The sequence below is a fragment of the Actinomycetospora sp. genome, assembly GCF_036497585.1.
In the GTDB taxonomy this organism is placed as follows: Bacteria; Actinomycetota; Actinomycetes; order Mycobacteriales; family Pseudonocardiaceae; genus Actinomycetospora.
Genome location: NZ_DASXJD010000191.1, coordinates 1 through 17,199 on the forward strand (window position 1 = coordinate 1; position 17,199 = coordinate 17,199).

Consider the following 17,199-nt stretch of genomic DNA (forward strand, 5'->3'; position numbering starts at 1 on the left):
TGAGGTCGTAGTCTCTCTGGAGCGTTCCGACGCGCTGCACACGGGACAGTTCCGCACCAAGTCGTCCGTTGACCCCGACGCGTCGCGGCAGCGGACCGCGAGCCCCCGAACCGCAGGAGAGCACCCCATGAGCCAGGCACCAGGTCGTTACCCGGAGGACCAGTACGGCCAGCCGGACCCGTACGGCCAGCAGCAGGGACACCCGCAGCAGGGCTACGGGCAGGACCCGTACGGTCAGCAGGGCTACCCGCAGCAGGGCTACCCGCAGCAGGGCTACGGCCAGGACCCGTACGGCCAGCAGGGCTATGGCCAGCCGCCGCAGGGCTACGACCCCTACGGGCAGCAGGGCTACGGCCAGCAGGGTTACGGGCAGCCGCAGGGTTACGACCAGTACGGCGGCCAGTACGGCCAGGGCGGCTACGACCCCTACGCTCAGCAGGGCGGCTACGACCCGTACGGCCAGCAGGGCGGCGGCTACGGCGGCGTGCAGACCCGCCAGATGACCGCGAGCCTCACCCTGGACGACGGCTCGAACCGCTCGTACCAGCTGGTGCAGGGCGCCAACGTCATCGGCCACGGCCAGGACGCCCAGTTCCGCCTCGCGGACACCGGCGTGTCCCGTCGGCACCTCGAGATCAGCTGGGACGGCCAGCAGGCCACCCTGTCCGACCTCGGGTCCACCAACGGCACGACGGTCAACGGCACCCCGGTGCAGACCTGGCAGCTCGCCGACGGCGACACCATCCGGGTCGGGCACTCCGCGCTCCTGTTCCGCGCCCAGGGCTGACCCGCTCTCCTCGTGCCCGAACTCGTCCTCCAGCTCACCCGGGCTGCGTTCCTCGCGCTGCTCTGGCTGTTCGTCTTCGCCGCGCTGCGGGTCGTGCGCTCGGACCTGTACGCCGCGTCGGGACTCCGGGCCGCGGCGCCCGGTCGGCGACCCACCCGCGGGGGGACGTCGAAGCCGGGCCGCGGCGGAGGCCGGTCGAGCGGGCCGAAGGCGTTGATCGTGACGGCGGGGGCGTTGGCCGGGACCCGGATCGCGCTCGACGGCCGGCCGATCATGCTCGGCCGGGCCGACGACTCGACGCTGGTGCTCGACGACGACTACGCGTCGACCCGGCACGCCCGGATCTCGCAGTCCGGCAACGACTGGTACGTGGAGGACCTCGGGTCGACCAATGGCACCTACCTCGACCGGGCCAAGGTCTCCGGTCCGACGAAGGTTCCACCCGGCACCCCGATCCGCATCGGCAAGACCGTGATCGAGCTCCGCACATGATGACCGACATCCCCGGCGGGCACCGTCGCCCGCACACCGCCCGGCTCGGCGACGCGTCCGGCGCCCGGACCCGGGTGCGGGTCGTCCGTGCCCGTGAGTGCAGGATCGTCCCGTGACCCTGGTGCTGCGCTACTCCGCCCGCAGCGACCGGGGCCTGGTCCGGCAGAACAACCAGGACTCGGTCTATGCGGGCCCGCGTCTGCTCGCGCTCGCGGACGGCATGGGGGGCCATGCGGCCGGTGAGGTGGCCTCGAAGCTGGTCATCGCCGCGCTCGTGCCCCTCGACGACGACGAGCCGGGCGACGACCTGCTCGGCGAGCTCGCCGAGGCCACGGCCCAGGGCAACGACGCCATCACCGAGCTCGTCAACGAGGAGCCCGACCTCGACGGGATGGGCACCACGCTCACGGCCGTCCTCTTCGCCGGCAGCCGGCTGGGGATGGTGCACGTCGGGGACTCCCGCGCCTATCTGTTCCGCGAAGGCGTCCTCACCCAGATCACCCGCGACGACACCTTCGTGCAGTCGCTCATCGACGAGGGTCGGATCACCGAGGACGAGGCCGCCAGCCACCCCCAGCGCTCGCTGCTCCTGCGTGCCCTCACCGGGCACGACGTCGAGCCGTCGCTGACGGTGCGCGAGGCGCGCTCCGGGGACCGCTACCTGCTCTGCTCCGACGGCCTCTCCGGTGTCGTGAGCGCGGAGACCATCGCGGACGCCCTGACGATCCCGGACCCCCAGAGCTGCGCCGACCGCCTCATCGAGCTCGCGCTCAAGGGCGGCGGCCCGGACAACGTCACCTGCATCGTCGCCGACGTCGTCGACGTCGACTACGGCGAGGACCAGCCGATCTACGGCGGTGCCGCCGGTGACGGCCGCGCGGACCCGCCTCCCGGGGACTCCGCCGCCGCCCGCGCCTCGGCGGCCACGCTCACCCGGGCCGAGCCCGCGCCGCGCCCCGACCCGGTGCCCGCCCGCAACGACGGCGCCCGGGGACGCACCAAGCCGCGCCGCTCGCGCATGGCGGTCGTCCTCGCGGTGGTGGGCGTGCTCGTGCTCGCCGGCCTCGCGCTGCTCGTGACGCGGCTGTGGATCTCCCAGCAGTACTACGTCGGCACCGCGGGCGACCAGGTCGTCATCTACCAGGGCGTGCGCGGCGACGTGCTCGGCGTGCAGCTGCAGGACGTCGCGGAGCAGACCGGGCTGAACGTCAGCGACCTGACGCAGGTGGGCCGGATGTCGGTCCAGGGCGACTCGCTGCCGACCTCCGACCTCGACGACGCCCACAAGACCGTCGACCGGCTGCGCACCGACGAGATGCTGCCGGTGTGCAAGCCACCGGCCCCGGCCCCGGCGGCGACCGCCCCGGGCGCCCCGGCCGTGCCCGGCCGGCCGGCCCCCACCACGGCGGCACCGCCGGCCCCGACACCGGCGGCCGTGGCCGCCGCGCCCCCGACCGTCTCGACGTCCCCGCAGGTCCCGGGACGCGACTGCCGCCGGGTGCAGTAGTGGCCCGCCCCGCCCAGGCCGCGCCCGGCGGACGGAGCGGCGCCGCTCGTCCGGCAGAGATGCCGGCGGACCGCACCGCGCTGCGCCCGATCGTCGCCGCCGCCGTCTCCACCCGCCGCGGCATCGAGCTCGCCCTGCTCGCCCTCGCCGCGGTCATCACCACCGGCGCGCTCGTGCTCGTCGAGGCGAACCAGAACCAGCAGCTCAACCTCACCCTGCTCTACCTGGGGCTGGCGTACCTCGCGCTGTTCGGGGGCGCCCACCTCGCGGTGCGGAAGTTCGCGCCGTACGCCGACCCCGTGATGCTGCCGTGCGCGGCGCTGCTCAACGGGCTCGGTCTGGTCATGATCCACCGGATCGACCTGGCCAGGGCGGCCAAGGCCGCCCAGCTCGGCAACCCCGCGCCCGACGCCGACGCGCTGCGCCAGGTCGCGTGGCTCGCCCTCGGCCTGGTCATCTTCGTGGTGGTCATGTGGCGGGTGCGCGACCACCGGGCGCTCGCCCGCTACGGCTACACGGCCGGCTTCATCGGGCTCGTCCTACTGGGGCTCCCCGCGATCCTGCCCTCGGCGCTGTCCGAGGTGAACGGCGCGAAGATCTGGATCCGGGTCGGCGGCGTGGGCATCCAGCCCGGTGAGTTCGCCAAGATCCTGCTCACGATCTTCTTCGCCGGGTTCCTCGTCTCCAAGCGCGACCTGTTCACGACGGCCGGCCGGCACTTCCTCGGCATGACCTTCCCGCGGCCGCGCGACCTCGCGCCGCTGCTCATCGCCTGGGTCGTGGCGATGGGGGTCCTGGTCTTCGAGTCCGACCTCGGCACGTCGCTGATGTTCTTCGGGATCGTCCTGGCGATGATCTACGTGGCCACCGAGCGGTCGTCGTGGGTCCTCATCGGCCTGGTGATCTTCGGGGCGGGCGCCTTCGCCGCGTGGACCTTCGTCTCCCGCGTGCAGCTGCGCGTCGACGTGTGGCTCAACCCGCTCGGCGACCCCGCGGACACCAGCTTCCAGGTCTCCCAGGGTCTCTTCGGGCTGGCGACCGGCGGCATGCTCGGCACCGGCCTCGGCGCCGGGCGGCCCGACCTCGTCCCGCTCTCGAGCACCGACTTCATCTTCACCTCGATGGGCGAGGAGCTCGGGCTGGTCGGGCTCATGGCGCTGCTGCTGCTCTACGGGCTGATCTCGACACGGGCCCTGCGCACCGCGCTCGCCGTGCGCGACACCTTCGGCAAGCTCCTCGCGGCGGGCCTCGGCTTCACCCTCATGATCCAGGTGTTCGTCGTCTGCGGTGGCGTCATCGACCTCATCCCCAACACCGGGCAGGCCGCGCCGTTCATGTCCTACGGCGGGTCCTCGCTGGTGGCGAACTACGCGCTCGTCGCCCTCGTGCTGCGGGTCTCGAACGCGGCGCGGCAGCCGGCCACCGACAAGGCCAAGCCGGAGCCCGGCGCCGTCCCCGCGGCCCCGCGCACGCCGCTCGCCGAGGCGCACACCCAGATGGTGTCGCGGGGCGACGCCGCGACCCCGCCGCAGGGCTCGCCCGCACTCGACGGCGACGGTGCGGACGCACACGGTGCCGTCACCCACGGCCAGGCCGCGACCCCGCCCCGCGGCACGACCCCGCCCCGGGGTGCCCCGGTGCCGCCCCCGCACGGTCACGGGGCGCCGGGCCCGCAGGGTCCGTTCCCGCCCGGGCCGGCCGGGGCCGGGGCCCACCGCACCGGCGCGGCGCCGCAGCCCCCGCGGGGGCGTACCCAGCCGGGCGAGCACGGCGGCGGGGGGAGGACCCGAGAGTGAACACCCCGCTCCGACGGATCTCCCTCGTGGTCATGGCCCTGATCGTGCTGCTGCTGGGACAGGCCACGTGGGTCCAGGTCGTCAAGGCCGACGAGTACAAGTCGAACCAGTACAACCAGCGCGTCCTGCTCGACGAGTACTCCCACCAGCGCGGCCAGATCAACGCCGGCGGCCAGGTGCTCGCCTCGAGCATCCCGACCGACGACAAGCTCAAGTACCTGCGCCAGTACGCCGACGGGCCGATGTACGCGCCCATCACCGGCTACTACTCGCAGGTCTACGGCTCGAACGGCATCGAGCGCGCGGAGGACTCGATCCTCAACGGCTCCGACGACAAGCTGTTCGTGCGCCGCATCTCCGACGTCATCACCGGCCGGGCGCCGGCCGGCGGGAACGTCGCGCTGACCATCGACCCCAAGGTCCAGGAGGCCGCGTACAACGCGATGACCTCCAAGGGCTACACCGGCAGCGTCGTCGCGATCCGGCCGCAGACCGGGGAGATCCTCGCGATGGTCTCCACGCCGTCCTACGACCCGAACCCGCTCGCGAGCCACGACGGGGCCGCGCAGAAGGCGGCGTGGAACGCGCTCAACCCGGACAGCCCGGACTCCCCGCTGATCGACCGCGCGATCAGCAACACCTATCCCCCGGGCTCGACGTTCAAGCTGGTCAGCACCGCCGCCGCGCTCGACGCGGGCATGGTCACCCCGGACACCCCGGTGACGGCGGCGCCGCGGATCACGTTGCCGGACGGCACGACGACCCTCGAGAACTACAACGGCGAGGCCTGCGGGTCCGGCCCGACGGTGCCGCTGTCGGTGGCGTTCGCGAAGTCCTGCAACGGGCCGTTCGCCCAGCTCGCCGACCAGCTCGGCGGCGACAAGCTCAAGGCGATGGCGACGGCGCTGGGGATGGAGAACCCGGCCCAGACCATCCCGATGCCCGTCGCCGAGTCCGACACCGGCGACCTCTCCGACGCCTCGGCCCTCGCCCAGTCCGGCATCGGCCAGCGCAATGTGCGCATGACGCCGCTGCAGAACGCCATGATCACCGCGACCATCGCGAACAACGGGGTCCCGGTCGCCCCGCACCTGGTCAGCGAGATCCAGGGCTCGGACCTGTCGGTGGTCGACACCACCTCCCCGGACAGCGGGTCGCGCGCGTTCTCCTCGTCGACCGCCTCGACCCTGACCCAGCTGATGATCGGCTCGGAGAACGGCGGCACCGGGAGCACCAGCAGCGGCAAGATCCCCGGGGTCCAGCTCGCCTCGAAGACCGGGACCGCCGAGCAGGGACCCACCCCCAAGACCAGCCCGCCGCACACCTGGTACGACGTGTTCGGTCCGGTGCCCGACCCGCAGGTGGCGGTCTCGGTGATCGTCGAGAAGGGCGGCAACCGGGGCGACGACGCCACGGGGTCGTCGGTCGCCGGCCCGGTCGGGCGCGCGGTGGTCGCCGCGGCCCTGCAGCAGGGAGGGAGGTAGCTCATGGCTCCGACCACGGGCACCCTGCTCGCCGACCGCTACCGGATCGGGCGGCGCATCGCCATCGGCGGCATGGGCGAGGTCTGGGAGGCGCAGGACTCGCGCCTCGACCGCACCGTCGCCGTCAAGATCCTCAAGGCCGAGCTGTCGGGCGACCCGGAGTTCCTGCACCGCTTCCGCACCGAGGCCCGAACCGCGGCGTCGCTGAACAACCCCGGCATCACCGCCGTGCACGACTACGGCGAGACCACCACCGACTGGACCACCGCCAACGGCACGATCCAGGTCCCGGTCGCCTACCTGGTGATGGAGCTGGTGCGCGGCGAGCCGCTGGCGCAGCTGCTCTCGGTGCACGGCCGGCTAGGCGTCGACTTCACCCTCGACATCCTCGAGCAGTCGGGCTACGCGCTCGACGCGGCCCACGAGCGCGGCCTGGTCCACCGGGACGTCAAGCCGGGCAACATCCTGGTGACCCCGACCAACCAGGTGAAGATCACCGACTTCGGGATCGCGAAGGCCGTCGACGCCGCCCCGGTCACCCGCTCGGGTATGGTCATGGGGACCGCGCACTACATAGCGCCGGAGCAGGCGGGTGGCGGGCACGCCGGGCCGGCGTCGGACGTGTACTCGCTCGGCGTGGTCGGCTACGAGTGCCTCGCGGGCCGTCGTCCCTACCTCTCCGAGAACGCCGTGACGGTCGCGATGATGCACATCCGCGACCCGCTGCCGCCGCTGCCGCCGGACGTGCCGCCGGTGGTGCGCCAGCTCATCGAGCTCACCCTCACCAAGGACCCGCGCGGGCGCTACGCCACCGGCGGGGAGTTCGCCCGCGCCGTGTCGGCCGTGCGCCGCGGCGAGCCGTTGCCCCGGCCGGGTGCCGTGACCGCCGCGACCGAGGCCGTCAACCCGGCCACCCGCGTGGCGCCGGCGAACGGCTACGAGGCCGGACCGCCGTCCCCGCCCCCGCGGCGCCCCGACCGATGGGACGGCGGGCGCGAGCCGGAGCGCAGCCGGGGCCCGTGGGGCGCGATCGCGGCGGTCGTCGCCGTGCTCGTCGTCCTCGGGATCATCGCCTGGGTCCTGGTCTCCAACACGTCGACGAGCGCGCCGCCCCCACCGGTGGCGAGCACGACGACCACCACCACGACCGCGGCGCCGACCACGACGACGCGCGCGACCCGCACCACCACGGCGACGAGCTCGGCGTCGGGCAACACCGTCTCCGTCAGCAACATCGACTACGTGGGGCGGCCCGCCTCCGTGGCCGTCGCCGCGCTGCGCGAGGACGGCCTGGACACCGACGTCCGGACCGTCCTCGGGTCGAAGCCGAGCGACCCGTCGGCCTGCCGGGTGCTCTACGTGTCCCCCACCGGTGACGTCCGGCGCGGTGACACGATCACCGTGACCTGTCAGGAGTTCGGATGACCACTCCCCGCCTCCTGTCGGACAGGTACGAGCTCGGCCCCGCGCTGGGCTACGGCGGCATGTCCGAGGTGCACGGCGGCCGCGACGTGCGCCTGGGCCGCGACGTCGCGATCAAGGTGCTGCGCGCCGACCTCGCGCGCGACCCGCAGTTCCAGATCCGCTTCCAGCGCGAGGCGCAGAACGCGGCCGCGCTCAACCACCCCGCGATCGTCGCGGTGTACGACACCGGCGAGACCTGGGCGGACGACATCCCGCTGCCCTACATCGTCATGGAGTACGTCGCGGGCCGGACGCTGCGCGACATCGTCAAGACCGGCGGACCGATGGACCCCTACCGGGTCTGCGAGGTCGTCGCCGACGTGTGCTCGGCCCTCGACTTCTCCCACCGCCACGGGATCATCCACCGTGACGTGAAGCCGGCCAACGTCATGATCACCCCGTCCGGGGCGGTCAAGGTGATGGACTTCGGCATCGCGCGAGCGCTCTCCGACGCCCAGCCCGCGATGACCCAGACCGCCGCCGTCATCGGCACCGCGCAGTACCTCTCCCCGGAGCAGGCCCGGGGCGAGCAGGTGGACGCGCGTTCCGACGTCTACTCCACCGGCTGCGTGCTGTTCGAGCTGCTCACCGGGCAGCCGCCGTTCACCGGGGACTCCCCGGTGGCGGTGGCCTACCAGCACGTCCGCGAGGACCCCAAGGCCCCGTCGGAGCTCAACCCCGCGGTGCCCCCGTCGCTCGACGCCATCACGCTGAAGGCGCTCGCGAAGAACCCCTTCAACCGCTACCAGACCGCGGGCGAGATGCGGGACGACCTGATCCGCGCGCTGCAGGGCGAGCCGGTCGACGCGCCGCTGGTGATGTCCGACGACGAACGCACCGACTACATGAACCAGACCGGCCCGACGCAGGCCGTGCGGCCGGCCGCCTACGGCGGTCCCGCCACCGAGGCGGGCGACCTCGCCGCGTGGCAGGCCGAGCAGGAGGACGTCCGCCGGTCGCGGCGCCGCAAGCGCAACGCGATCATCGGTGGCGTCGTACTCGTGGCCGCGGTCCTCGCGGGCCTGTTCTGGCTCACCTCGCCGTCGAACCGGGAGTTCGCGATCCCCAACGTCGCGAACCAGCCCCAGGACGTGGCGCTCCGGACGCTGACCGGCGCCGGTCTGCGGCCCAACCTCGTGCAGGTCGCGTCCGAACCGGCCCAGGTGGGCCGCGTGCTCGGCACCGACCCGGCGGCGGGCACCGAGGTGCAGCCGGACACCGTCGTCGCCCTGCGGGTCGGCCGCGGGCCCGACCGGGTGCAGGCGCCCAACCTCCTCGGGCAGACCGCCGACCAGGCCCAGCAGATGGCCCAGGCCGCCGGGCTGACGCTGACCCCGGTGCCCCAGCAGCAACAGGTCGACGACCAGTCGCAGGTCGGCAAGGTCCTCGCGCAGAACCCGACCGCCGGGACCCCGCTGGCCCCGGGCACCGCGATCCAGCTCACCGTCGGCCAGGCCCGCCCCACGCTGCGCATGCCCGACGTGACCGGCCAGGACCAGGCCACCGCGACCCAGACCCTCGAGGGCGTGGGGCTGACCGTCACCGTCTCGCAGGTCGACGGCGGCGGGCAGGCGGGCACCGTCGTCTCGACCTCGCCGGCCGCGGGCTCGACGGTCGCCCAGGGCTCGAAGGTCACGCTGTCGGTGTCGAAGGGCAACCAGCTGCAGGTGCCCTCCCTCATCGGGAAGTCCCGCGCCGACGCGCTCTCGGCGCTCGCCGCGGCCGGGTTCAGCGGGAACCTGCAGGTCAACCCGACGAACGTCGACAACCCGAACCAGGACGACAAGGTCCTCAGCCAGAGCCCGCAGGCCGGGAGCCAGGCCAGCGCGAAGGACACGATCACCGTGAACGTCGGGCGCTTCACCGGCGGCGGCAACGGCGCCGGGAACAACGGCAACGGCAACGGCGGGGTCTTCGGCGGGGGCGGCGACAACGGCGGGCTGTTCCCGGGCAACTAGGAGGGCGGCGCGGCCGCCAGGGCGAGGGCGCGGACGTCGCGGACCAGGTCCTCGACGAGGGTCTCGGCCACCGGGTGACCGCACGCGGCCATCCACGAGGCCAGCATCCGGTGCCCGTCCTCGGTGAGCACCGACTCCGGGTGGAACTGCACGCCCTCGAGCGGCAGCGTGCGGTGGCGCATCGCCATGAGCACGCCGTCGGAGGTCCAGCCGGTGGGCTCGAGCTCGTCGGGCAGCGAGTCCGGGCGCACCGTCAGCGAGTGGTAGCGGGTGGCGGTGAACGGGTCGCGGAGCCCGGCCAGCACCCCGGCGCCGCCGTGGTGCACGGCCGAGGTCTTGCCGTGGCGCAGCTCGGGCGCGCGCTCGACGACCGCACCGAACGCCGCGCCGAGGGCCTGGTGGCCCAGGCAGACGCCGAGCAGCGGACGACCGGCCGCGGCACACCGCTCGATGACCTCGATGCTGCGGCCCGCGTCCGCGGGCGTGCCCGGGCCCGGGCTGACCAGGACCCCGTCGGCGTCGTCCGCGAGGGTCACGACGTCGGCGGCGTCGTTGCGGCGTACCACCGGCTCGGCCCCGAGCTGGGCGAGGTACTGGACGAGGTTGTAGACGAAGCTGTCGTAGTTGTCGACGACGAGGACCCGCACGCCGACCAGCCTATCCGCCCAGGGGTGAGGCGGCGCCGTCGTCGAGACCGCCTGGGCTACCGTGGAGTGGACCCGCGTCCCCGCCGTCGTCGAGCGGAGCATCCCCGTGCCGAAGTCCAAGGTCCGGCGCAAGCCGGCCTACACCCCGCCCCCGCAGGCCGCCGCCGCGAAGGCGTCCGGGCCGTCCCACCCGGCCTACGTGGTCATCATGCTGGCCATCGGCATCGTCGGGCTCGCCTGGCTGGTCGTGAACTACCTGGCCGGGGAGTCGATTCCGTTCATGGCGGAGCTCGGGGGGTACAACTTCCTCGTCGGCTTCGGCCTCGTCGTGGTCGCCCTGCTCATGACGATGAAGTGGCGCTGACCGACCGAATTACACCGATGTCGTTCGTCCCCAGTGTGGACGGAGCCTGTGGACAACCCCGCTGACGGAGCGCCACGCCACTGGGCCGCTCCCCTGCCCGCCGTCGTCCTCGGCCTGCTGGCCGCCGTCAGCCTGCTGGCCTGGGTGGTGCTCGGCGTCCGCACCGCGAGCCTCGACGGTCCGGGTCGGCTGTTGCTGGGGCTGGCCGGGGTGGCCGTCGGGGTCGCCGCGCTGGCTGGGCTGCGGGCCCGGCCGCGGCTGGCCGCCGACGACGACGCGCTGGTCCTGCGCGGGCCGTTCACCACGCGGCGCTGGCCCTGGGCGCGGGTCGACGCCGTCCGCGTGGTGCGCATGCGCCGGCTCGGGGTGCCCGCCGGCTACCTCGAGATCGACGCCCGCGACGACGACGGCACCGAGCGGCTGCTGGTCCTCGGCCGCCTCGAGCTCGGCACCGACCCGCGCGACGTCGCCGACGCCCTGCAGGCCCAGCGGGCCGAGGCCGGGCGGGTGCGCTCAGGCACCCCGCCGGCAGGAGGTGGCGGTGTCACAGACGACGGCGCCGAAGGAGACGTCGCGGAGCAGGATCGCGACCAGCAGGACGACGGCGATCCCCCCGGCGACGACGAGCCCCGCCGCCGGCCGTGACCGCGCCGGTCCGTGCACCATCCCCGCGGCCACGGCCGTGCCGACCACGAGCCCGCCCAGGTGGCCGAGCAGCGAGATGCCGGGGATGGTCAGCGAGAGCGCGACGTTGAGCCCGATGACGACGAGCGCCTGGGTCATCGGCAGCTGCAGGCGCCGCAGTAGCACGATCAGCGCGCCCATGAGGCCGAAGATCGCCCCGGAGGCGCCCGCGACCTCCCCGCCGGGGCTGCCGAACAGCATCACGGCGGCCGACCCGCCGAGCAGCGAGACGCCGTAGAGCACCGAGAAGCGCAAGCGGCCGAGCACCAGCTCGATGTCCCGGCCGATGAACCACAGCGCGATCATGTTGAACAGCAGGTGCAGCGGGCCGATGTGCAGGAAGCCCGAGGTGACCAGCCGCCACCACCCGCCCCCGGCCACCTGCACGGGGGCGAGCGCCGCGGCGGCGAACACCGGGCCCGAGGCGTTGTCGGTGACGCTGCCCGCGTCGATCGCCGTCAGCGCGAAGACCGCGACGTTGATCGCGATGAGGGTGGGGACGACGACCGGGGTGCTCGCCCGGCGCACCGCCCGCGCCCGGGGCGTGCTGCGGGCCCCGGCCGCCACGCAGTCCACGCACTGCATGCCGACCGAGGCGTCCCGCAGGCACTCCGGGCAGGCCGGGCGCTCGCAGCGGGTGCAGCGCAGGCCGGTCGGGCGGTCGGGGTGACGGACGCAGACGTGGGTCTCCGCCTGGTTCGGCGGGCCGCCCGCGGGAACGCTCATGCCCCCATTGTCCGGACCGCCCGGTGACGGCGTCGTCGGATCCTCGGGCTGCGGCTCAGCGCGTGACGTCGACGCTCTCGATGACGATGTCGGAGACCGGCCGGTCACCGGGGCCGGTGGCGGTGGCGGCGATGGAGTCGACGACGTCGCGCGAGGTCTGGTCGGCGACCTCGCCGAAGATGGTGTGCTTGCGGTTGAGCCACGTGGTCGGCGCGACGGTGATGAAGAACTGGGAGCCGTTGGTGCCGGGCCCCGCGTTCGCCATCGCGAGCAGGTAGGGGCGGTCGAACCGCAGGTCGGGGTGGAACTCGTCGCCGAACTTGTAGCCCGGCCCGCCGCGCCCCGTGCCGGTCGGGTCGCCGGTCTGCAGCATGAACCCGGCGATGACGCGGTGGAAGATCGTGCCGTCGTAGAACGGCCCGCTCGACGAGCCCTTCGCGTTCGGCTCGCTGTACTCACCCTCGCCCGTCGCCAGCCCGACGAAGTTCGCCACGGTCTTGGGCGCCTGGTCGGGGAAAAGCTTGACGGTGATGTCGCCGTTCGAGGTGTGCAACGTCGCGGTCGGCCCGTTCTCGGCATTCGTCACGGGCGTCATCGTGCCACCGACGGACCACCGGGTGTGACGCACCGGCGGGTCGGGCACTTGCAGTCAGGGGTATGGCGGCATGATGAGCCGCCACCGAGGAGTGAGGTGTCGCCGTTGAGCAGCAAGACCGTGATCGGTGCCAGGGAGGACCTGGACGATCTCCGCAAGGAGGGCCGTCGCGCGCGCAAGAAGGCGGCCAAGCATGCCGAGAAGGCCGCCGCCCGGGCCCGCAAGGACCGCGAGAAGGCGCGCAAGGAAGGCGCGAAGAAGCGCGCCGAGGTCCGCAAGGACGTGAAGAAGGCCGCCGACGACGCGCGACAGCGCGTGCTCGACGCCCGTGCCGAGGCCCGCAAGCGGGCGCAGGAGGCGCAGGGCGAGGCGCGCAAGCGGGCCCAGGAGGCGCGCGCCGAGGGACGCAAGCGCGCCAACCAGGCCGCCAAGGACGCCCGCAAGCAGGCGAAGTCCTACGCCAAGGACGCCCGCAAGGCGCTCGAGAAGTCGTCGGTGCCCACCAGCGTGGGCGAGCTCCGCGACCTCGGCGGCTCCTACGCCAAGGACGCGCGCAAGGCCCTCGAGTCGACGTCGCTGCCGAGCAGCGTCGGCGAGCTGCGCGACCTCAGTGAGTCGGTCCGCGGGTCCCTCGAGGGCGGGCTGACCGCCGCGCGCAAGGACCTCGCCTCGCGCATCGAGCCCGACGAGCCGCAGAAGAAGCGTCGCCGGTGGGGCCTGTGGGTCGTGCTCGGCATCCTCGGCGCGGGCATCGCGGTCGTCGCGACCCGCAAGGCGCCCGAGCTGCCGCCGCCGCCCCCGCCGGCCCCACGGCCGAAGCCGGCGCCGACGACGTCCGCCGGTCCGTCCGCGAACACCCCGGCCGCCAAGGCCGGCGCCGTGCCGGACCCGGAGGAGCCGGGCGGGGTCGTCCCGCCCTCGTCGCCGACCGACAAGGTGTCGCCGAGCCCGAGCAGCAACGGCACCACCGGCACCAACAAGCCGGCGGGTGGCGCCAAGAACTGACGCCGCCGCACCCGGTCCCCCTCGCGGCCGGTCCCCGACGCCTCGCGCGTCGGGGGCCGGCCGCGGGTGTGTCCGGGGCCGTCCCCGCGTGCCGGGGCCGCGTCGGAGCCGCCTCGCCTCACGCGCCGGCTCCGACTCGAGGCGCGCGTCGCCCCCCGCGCGGCACCGCGGCGCTCCACGCGGTGGGCCGCACTGCCTCACGCGCCGGGCCGCAGGGCGCCCGTGCCGAACAGGTCACGCAGCCGGTCGCCCGCGCCGACCGTGCGGTCCTCGACGACGTCGCCGGGCCGCCCGGCGACCACCGCCGCGACCCCCTCCGCGCTCGTGCTCCCCGGCCGGAGGTAGCCGCCGTGCCCGCGGACGCCCGCCGTCGGGGGCAGCGCCGAGCCCGACGGTGCGGTGCGGGCCGGCTCCGGGCCCATGGCGAGCACCCGGACCCGGGGGTCGGAGCTCGGGTCGGGCCCGAACCAGCCGGTGTCCGCGATCGCGTCGCCGTGCGCCTCGCCGACCCACACGGCCCGGGGACGCACGGGCGCCGGCGTGACCCCCGGGCAGCCGAGCAGCACGACGTCGTCGACGCCGCGGGCGGCGGGAACGGCCTGCGCGACGGTGAGCGTGCCGTAGGAGTGACCGATCGCCGTGACGTGCGCCCGAGCGGCAGGGCGGGCCGCGTCGAGGCCGGTGAGGAACGACGCGAGCCGGCCTGCCGCGTCCGAGGCGGGTCGGGTCCCCAGCACCGAGCGCGCCGGATCCGTGACCCCCGACCACTGGGGAGCGGCGTAGTCGTACCAGGCGACCACCGCGCTGTCCGGCCCCGCGCGGGCCGCGAGCGCGTCGAGCTCGGCGATGCGCTCCGGGAGGTCCTCCGCGCGGGCGGTGAAGCCGGGGACGAACACCCCCACGTGACCCGCGCGGTCGATGTCGCCGCTCGCGACCGCCGCGCGCCCGGCCGCCGGGTCGAGGTCGAGCAGCGCGTGCCCGGGCCCGACGGCTCGCTCGATCGCGGCCAGCCGGCTCAGCCGGCCGTGCACCTCGGCGAGGCGCGCCTCGACGTCCTGCAGGTCGCCGAAGCCGGTCGCCCGGTCCCGCGCGGCGTCGAGGGCCGCCTCCTGCGCCGTCGCCTCCCGCCGGGCCGCCGCGAGGCGCAGCCGGTTCGCCAGGTCCCGGTCGAGCGCCGGGATGCCGTCGAGACCGCCGACCAGCTCCGGGCGCTCCGCGGTCAGTCGGGCGCGTTCGGGCTCGTCGAGGCCGGTCCACCAGTGCGCCACGGCCGCCGGCTCCGGGCCCTCGCGTGGGGCGCCGACCGCGCCTGGACCCGGCCGGGCGGCCGCGGTGAGCGCCGCGACCAGCCGCGCGTCGTGCTCGGGGTCGAGCGGGCGGTCCGTGGTGGCGGCTGCTGTGACGTGGGCGGTGGCGACGTGGGCGGTGGCGACGTGGGCGGTGGCGACGTCGGCGGTGGCGACGTCGGCGACGACGGCCGCGAGCCGCCGCGCCCGGTCGACGACGTCCCCGCCGCGCTCCACGAGCCGCCCCCACGACGCCCGGGCCGCCTCCGACGCCAGCCCGGACCACCCCGCGGGCAGCGCGCTGCCGAACACCGCCTGCTCCCAGGCCCGGGTCGCGGAGTCGAGGGCGCGTGATGCCTCGGCGAGGCCGCTGGTCACCGCGCGTCCCGCGCGAGGAGCCCGGCGAGCGCGCCGTCCGCGGCGGCCCCGCTCGACGCCGTGGCCGCGAGGGCCTCGCCGAGCCGACGCGCCTCCCCCACCCACCGGGCACCCTCGGCCTCCCACGCCGCCGCGAGCGCCGTGGCGGCGGGTGCGGTCTCGGAGCCGGGCACCGTGGCGGCGAGGGCCCGCAGCCCCGCGACCAGCGCGCGGAGCGCGTCCTGCCCCTGCCCGGCGGCCGCGTCGAGCTCCCTGGCCGCGCTGCGGACCAGCGCCGGATCGACGGCGAACCCGGCCGTGTCGTCGTTCATGCGGGTTGGACGCGCCCGGTCGCGTCGTCGAAACCGATCGGCGGGCGAGCTGGGGATCGACGCGATCGTCGGTGCCGGTGTGGACGGATGGGTCGACCGATCGGCCCGTTCCGACCCGGCCCGGCCCGGCGTTCCGGCGAGGGGCGCCCACGGCCCATCTATCCGACCGAAGGAGCCCCTCGCTCAACGGCCGGCCGAGCACCCGATGCCGACGAAGGGCACCCACGGCCCATCTACTCGACCGAAGGAGCCCTTCGCTCAGAACCCAGCCCCGCCCGACGGCGGCCCGCCCCACCCCGCTCGCCCTTGTCGTGGGCTTCTGCGATCGGCCGACCACCTCGTCGTTGTGATTCACTGCGACGAGTGGCCGGGGCATCCGCAGGAGACCGCGACAAGGCCGCCGCACCCCGAGCCCGCCGCACCCCACGACCCACCCGCGCCGAGCTCGAGGCCGCCCGGGACCGGCTCCTCCCCGACGTGCTGCCCGGCCCCGACGACCCGCCGCTGAGCGTGCTCTTCAGCGGCATCAACCCGGGGCTGGTCTCGGCGTACACCGGCCACCACTTCGCCCGGCCCGGCAACCGGTTCTGGCCCGCCCTGCGCGCGGGGGGCTTCACGCCCCGGGTGCTCACCCCCGCCGAGCAGCACCTGCTGCCGGGTCTCGGGCTGGGCATCACCAACGTCGCGCCCCGCGCCACCGCCCGCGCCGACGAGCTCTCCGACGCCGAACTGGTCGCGGGCGGCGAGCGGCTCCGGGCCCTCGTCGGCTCGTACCGGCCGGAGTGGCTCGCCGTCGTCGGAATCGTCGCCTTCCGCGTCGCCTTCGCCGACCGCACGGCCGTCGTCGGCCCCCAGCACCAGCGGATCGGAGACACGCGAGTCTGGGTGCTGCCCAACCCGAGCGGCCTCAACGCGCACTACACCCCGGCCGCGCTGGGCGAGGCGTTCGCCGCGTTCCGGCGATCGGTGCACGACTTGGACACCAGCGACGTGCATCGGGGCGCTCCGGACGATCTTCGGGATTGACCGTGGCCCCGGTCACAGGCAAGGTCGGTCGCCAGGGGTCCGGACTCGACGCGGAGGTCAGCGGTGGCCAGTGGCGACATCAAGGTGAGCATCCTCGACTGCGGGGCGATGACCGCAGACCTGACGTGGCTGCTGCTCAAGCCGGGGCGGTCCATCCGCGCCCGCCAGCAGCGCGACCAGCCGACCGAGTGGGCCACGGTGCCCACGCACTGCGTCCTCGTCGAGACGCCGGACGGCACCATCCTCTGGGACACCAGCTGCCCCCGGGACTGGGAGGAGCGCTGGGGGCCGACGGGCCTGCAGGACTTCTTCCCCTACGAGAAGGTCAGCGAGGACGAGTACCTCGACTCGCGCCTCAAGCAGATCGGCGTCGGCGTCAACCAGATCGACTACGTCGTGCTCAGCCACCTCCACTTCGACCACTGCGGCAACGCCGACCTGTTCAAGGACTCGTCGGCCAAGCTGATCTGCAGTGACAAGGAGAAGGAGTTCGCGTTCGGCTTCGACGGCCTGTTCACCGGCGCGCACCTCAAGACCGACTACCAGGGCCTGAACTGGGACACCGTCTCCGGTGACACCGAGTTCCTCCCCGGCGTCACGCTGCTCCAGACCCCCGGCCACACCCCGGGCACCATGTCGATGCAGGTCGACCTGCCCGACACCGGCACGATGATCTTCACGTCGGACGC

At 74.3% G+C, this 17,199-nt stretch carries 16 protein-coding genes and 1 pseudogene; 12 read left to right on the forward strand and 5 right to left on the reverse strand.

Features of this window, described 5'->3' with window-relative positions:
• From VGH76_RS18230 to pknB, 7 genes are all read left to right on the forward strand, one after another.
• A partial coding sequence (locus tag VGH76_RS18230) for an FHA domain-containing protein (protein WP_331558130.1) occupies window positions 1–787 on the forward strand: 787 nt, incomplete at its 5' end.
• Window positions 788–799: 12 nt separating this feature from the next.
• The gene (locus VGH76_RS18235) at window positions 800–1,279 is read left to right on the forward strand and encodes an FHA domain-containing protein FhaB/FipA (RefSeq protein ID WP_331558131.1); all 480 of its coding nucleotides are present in this window, start codon (window positions 800–802) and stop codon (window positions 1,277–1,279) included.
• Between the two features lie 112 nt (window positions 1,280–1,391).
• Complete coding sequence (locus VGH76_RS18240) at window positions 1,392–2,786, forward strand: PP2C family serine/threonine-protein phosphatase (protein ID WP_331558132.1); 1,395 nt, start codon at window positions 1,392–1,394, stop codon at window positions 2,784–2,786.
• A 59-nt stretch (window positions 2,787–2,845) separates the two neighbouring features.
• A complete protein-coding gene (locus VGH76_RS18245; RefSeq protein ID WP_331558133.1) occupies window positions 2,846–4,582 on the forward strand; it encodes an FtsW/RodA/SpoVE family cell cycle protein in 1,737 nt (578 codons plus the stop codon).
• Window positions 4,579–6,066 carry a penicillin-binding protein 2 gene (locus tag VGH76_RS18250; RefSeq protein WP_331558134.1) on the forward strand — a complete coding sequence of 496 codons (1,488 nt, stop codon included), beginning with the start codon at window positions 4,579–4,581 and terminating at the stop codon, window positions 6,064–6,066. The genes VGH76_RS18245 and VGH76_RS18250 overlap by 4 nt, the downstream gene beginning before the upstream one ends.
• Before the next feature lie 3 nt (window positions 6,067–6,069).
• Window positions 6,070–7,491 carry a serine/threonine-protein kinase gene (locus VGH76_RS18255; RefSeq protein WP_331558135.1) on the forward strand — a complete coding sequence of 474 codons (1,422 nt, stop codon included), beginning with the start codon at window positions 6,070–6,072 and terminating at the stop codon, window positions 7,489–7,491.
• Window positions 7,488–9,488, forward strand: a complete 2,001-nt coding sequence (gene pknB, locus VGH76_RS18260; RefSeq protein ID WP_331558136.1) for a Stk1 family PASTA domain-containing Ser/Thr kinase — start codon at window positions 7,488–7,490, stop codon at window positions 9,486–9,488. The genes VGH76_RS18255 and pknB overlap by 4 nt, the downstream gene beginning before the upstream one ends.
• Here pknB and VGH76_RS18265 read toward each other — a convergent pair.
• Complete coding sequence (locus tag VGH76_RS18265) at window positions 9,485–10,135, reverse strand: aminodeoxychorismate/anthranilate synthase component II (RefSeq protein ID WP_331558137.1); 651 nt, start codon at window positions 10,133–10,135, stop codon at window positions 9,485–9,487. The two genes, pknB and VGH76_RS18265, sit on opposite strands and share 4 nt — an antisense overlap.
• 106 nt (window positions 10,136–10,241) lie before the next feature.
• On the opposite strand from VGH76_RS18265, the gene crgA reads away from it, so the two are divergent.
• Window positions 10,242–10,499, forward strand: a complete 258-nt coding sequence (gene crgA, locus VGH76_RS18270) for a cell division protein CrgA (RefSeq protein WP_331558144.1) — start codon at window positions 10,242–10,244, stop codon at window positions 10,497–10,499.
• 210 nt (window positions 10,500–10,709) lie between these two features.
• A pseudogene (locus VGH76_RS18275) lies at window positions 10,710–10,979 on the forward strand (PH domain-containing protein); the annotation flags it as partial.
• A gap of 33 nt (window positions 10,980–11,012) precedes the next feature.
• Here the strand turns inward: VGH76_RS18275 and VGH76_RS18280 are convergent.
• Complete coding sequence (locus tag VGH76_RS18280; protein WP_331558138.1) at window positions 11,013–11,909, reverse strand: rhomboid family intramembrane serine protease; 897 nt, start codon at window positions 11,907–11,909, stop codon at window positions 11,013–11,015.
• A 55-nt stretch (window positions 11,910–11,964) separates the two neighbouring features.
• The gene (locus VGH76_RS18285) at window positions 11,965–12,495 is read right to left on the reverse strand and encodes a peptidylprolyl isomerase (protein ID WP_331558139.1); all 531 of its coding nucleotides are present in this window, start codon (window positions 12,493–12,495) and stop codon (window positions 11,965–11,967) included.
• A gap of 114 nt (window positions 12,496–12,609) precedes the next feature.
• On the opposite strand from VGH76_RS18285, the gene VGH76_RS18290 reads away from it, so the two are divergent.
• On the forward strand, window positions 12,610–13,509 hold the full coding sequence (locus tag VGH76_RS18290; protein ID WP_331558140.1) for an ATP synthase F0 subunit B: 900 nt from the start codon (window positions 12,610–12,612) through the stop codon (window positions 13,507–13,509).
• Between the two features lie 197 nt (window positions 13,510–13,706).
• Here the strand turns inward: VGH76_RS18290 and VGH76_RS18295 are convergent, their stop codons facing one another.
• Both VGH76_RS18295 and VGH76_RS18300 read right to left on the reverse strand, forming a co-directional pair.
• On the reverse strand, window positions 13,707–15,173 hold the full coding sequence (locus tag VGH76_RS18295) for an alpha/beta hydrolase (protein WP_331558141.1): 1,467 nt from the start codon (window positions 15,171–15,173) through the stop codon (window positions 13,707–13,709).
• Window positions 15,170–15,484 carry a hypothetical protein gene (locus VGH76_RS18300; RefSeq protein WP_331558142.1) on the reverse strand — a complete coding sequence of 105 codons (315 nt, stop codon included), beginning with the start codon at window positions 15,482–15,484 and terminating at the stop codon, window positions 15,170–15,172. Before VGH76_RS18300 ends, VGH76_RS18295 begins: the two co-directional genes overlap by 4 nt.
• Window positions 15,485–15,961: 477 nt before the next feature.
• Here VGH76_RS18300 and mug point away from each other — a divergent pair, with 477 nt between their 5' ends.
• Together mug and VGH76_RS18310 are read left to right on the forward strand one after the other, a co-directional pair.
• A complete protein-coding gene (gene mug / locus VGH76_RS18305; protein ID WP_331558145.1) occupies window positions 15,962–16,510 on the forward strand; it encodes a G/U mismatch-specific DNA glycosylase in 549 nt (182 codons plus the stop codon).
• A 63-nt stretch (window positions 16,511–16,573) separates the two neighbouring features.
• The coding region (locus VGH76_RS18310; protein ID WP_331558143.1) for an N-acyl homoserine lactonase family protein at window positions 16,574–17,199 on the forward strand (626 nt) is incomplete at its 3' end.

Bases quoted from the DNA above. Each gene is read 5' to 3' on its own strand.
- VGH76_RS18245 (WP_331558133.1), top strand. From the start codon at position 2,846: ATGCCGGCGGACCGCACCGCGCTGCGCCCGATCGTCGCCGCCGCCGTC.
- VGH76_RS18255 (WP_331558135.1), top strand. From the start codon at position 6,070: ATGGCTCCGACCACGGGCACCCTGCTCGCCGACCGCTACCGGATCGGG.
- VGH76_RS18300 (WP_331558142.1), bottom strand. From the start codon at position 15,484: ATGAACGACGACACGGCCGGGTTCGCCGTCGATCCGGCGCTGGTCCGC.
- pknB (WP_331558136.1), top strand. From the start codon at position 7,488: ATGACCACTCCCCGCCTCCTGTCGGACAGGTACGAGCTCGGCCCCGCG.
- VGH76_RS18280 (WP_331558138.1), bottom strand. From the start codon at position 11,909: ATGAGCGTTCCCGCGGGCGGCCCGCCGAACCAGGCGGAGACCCACGTC.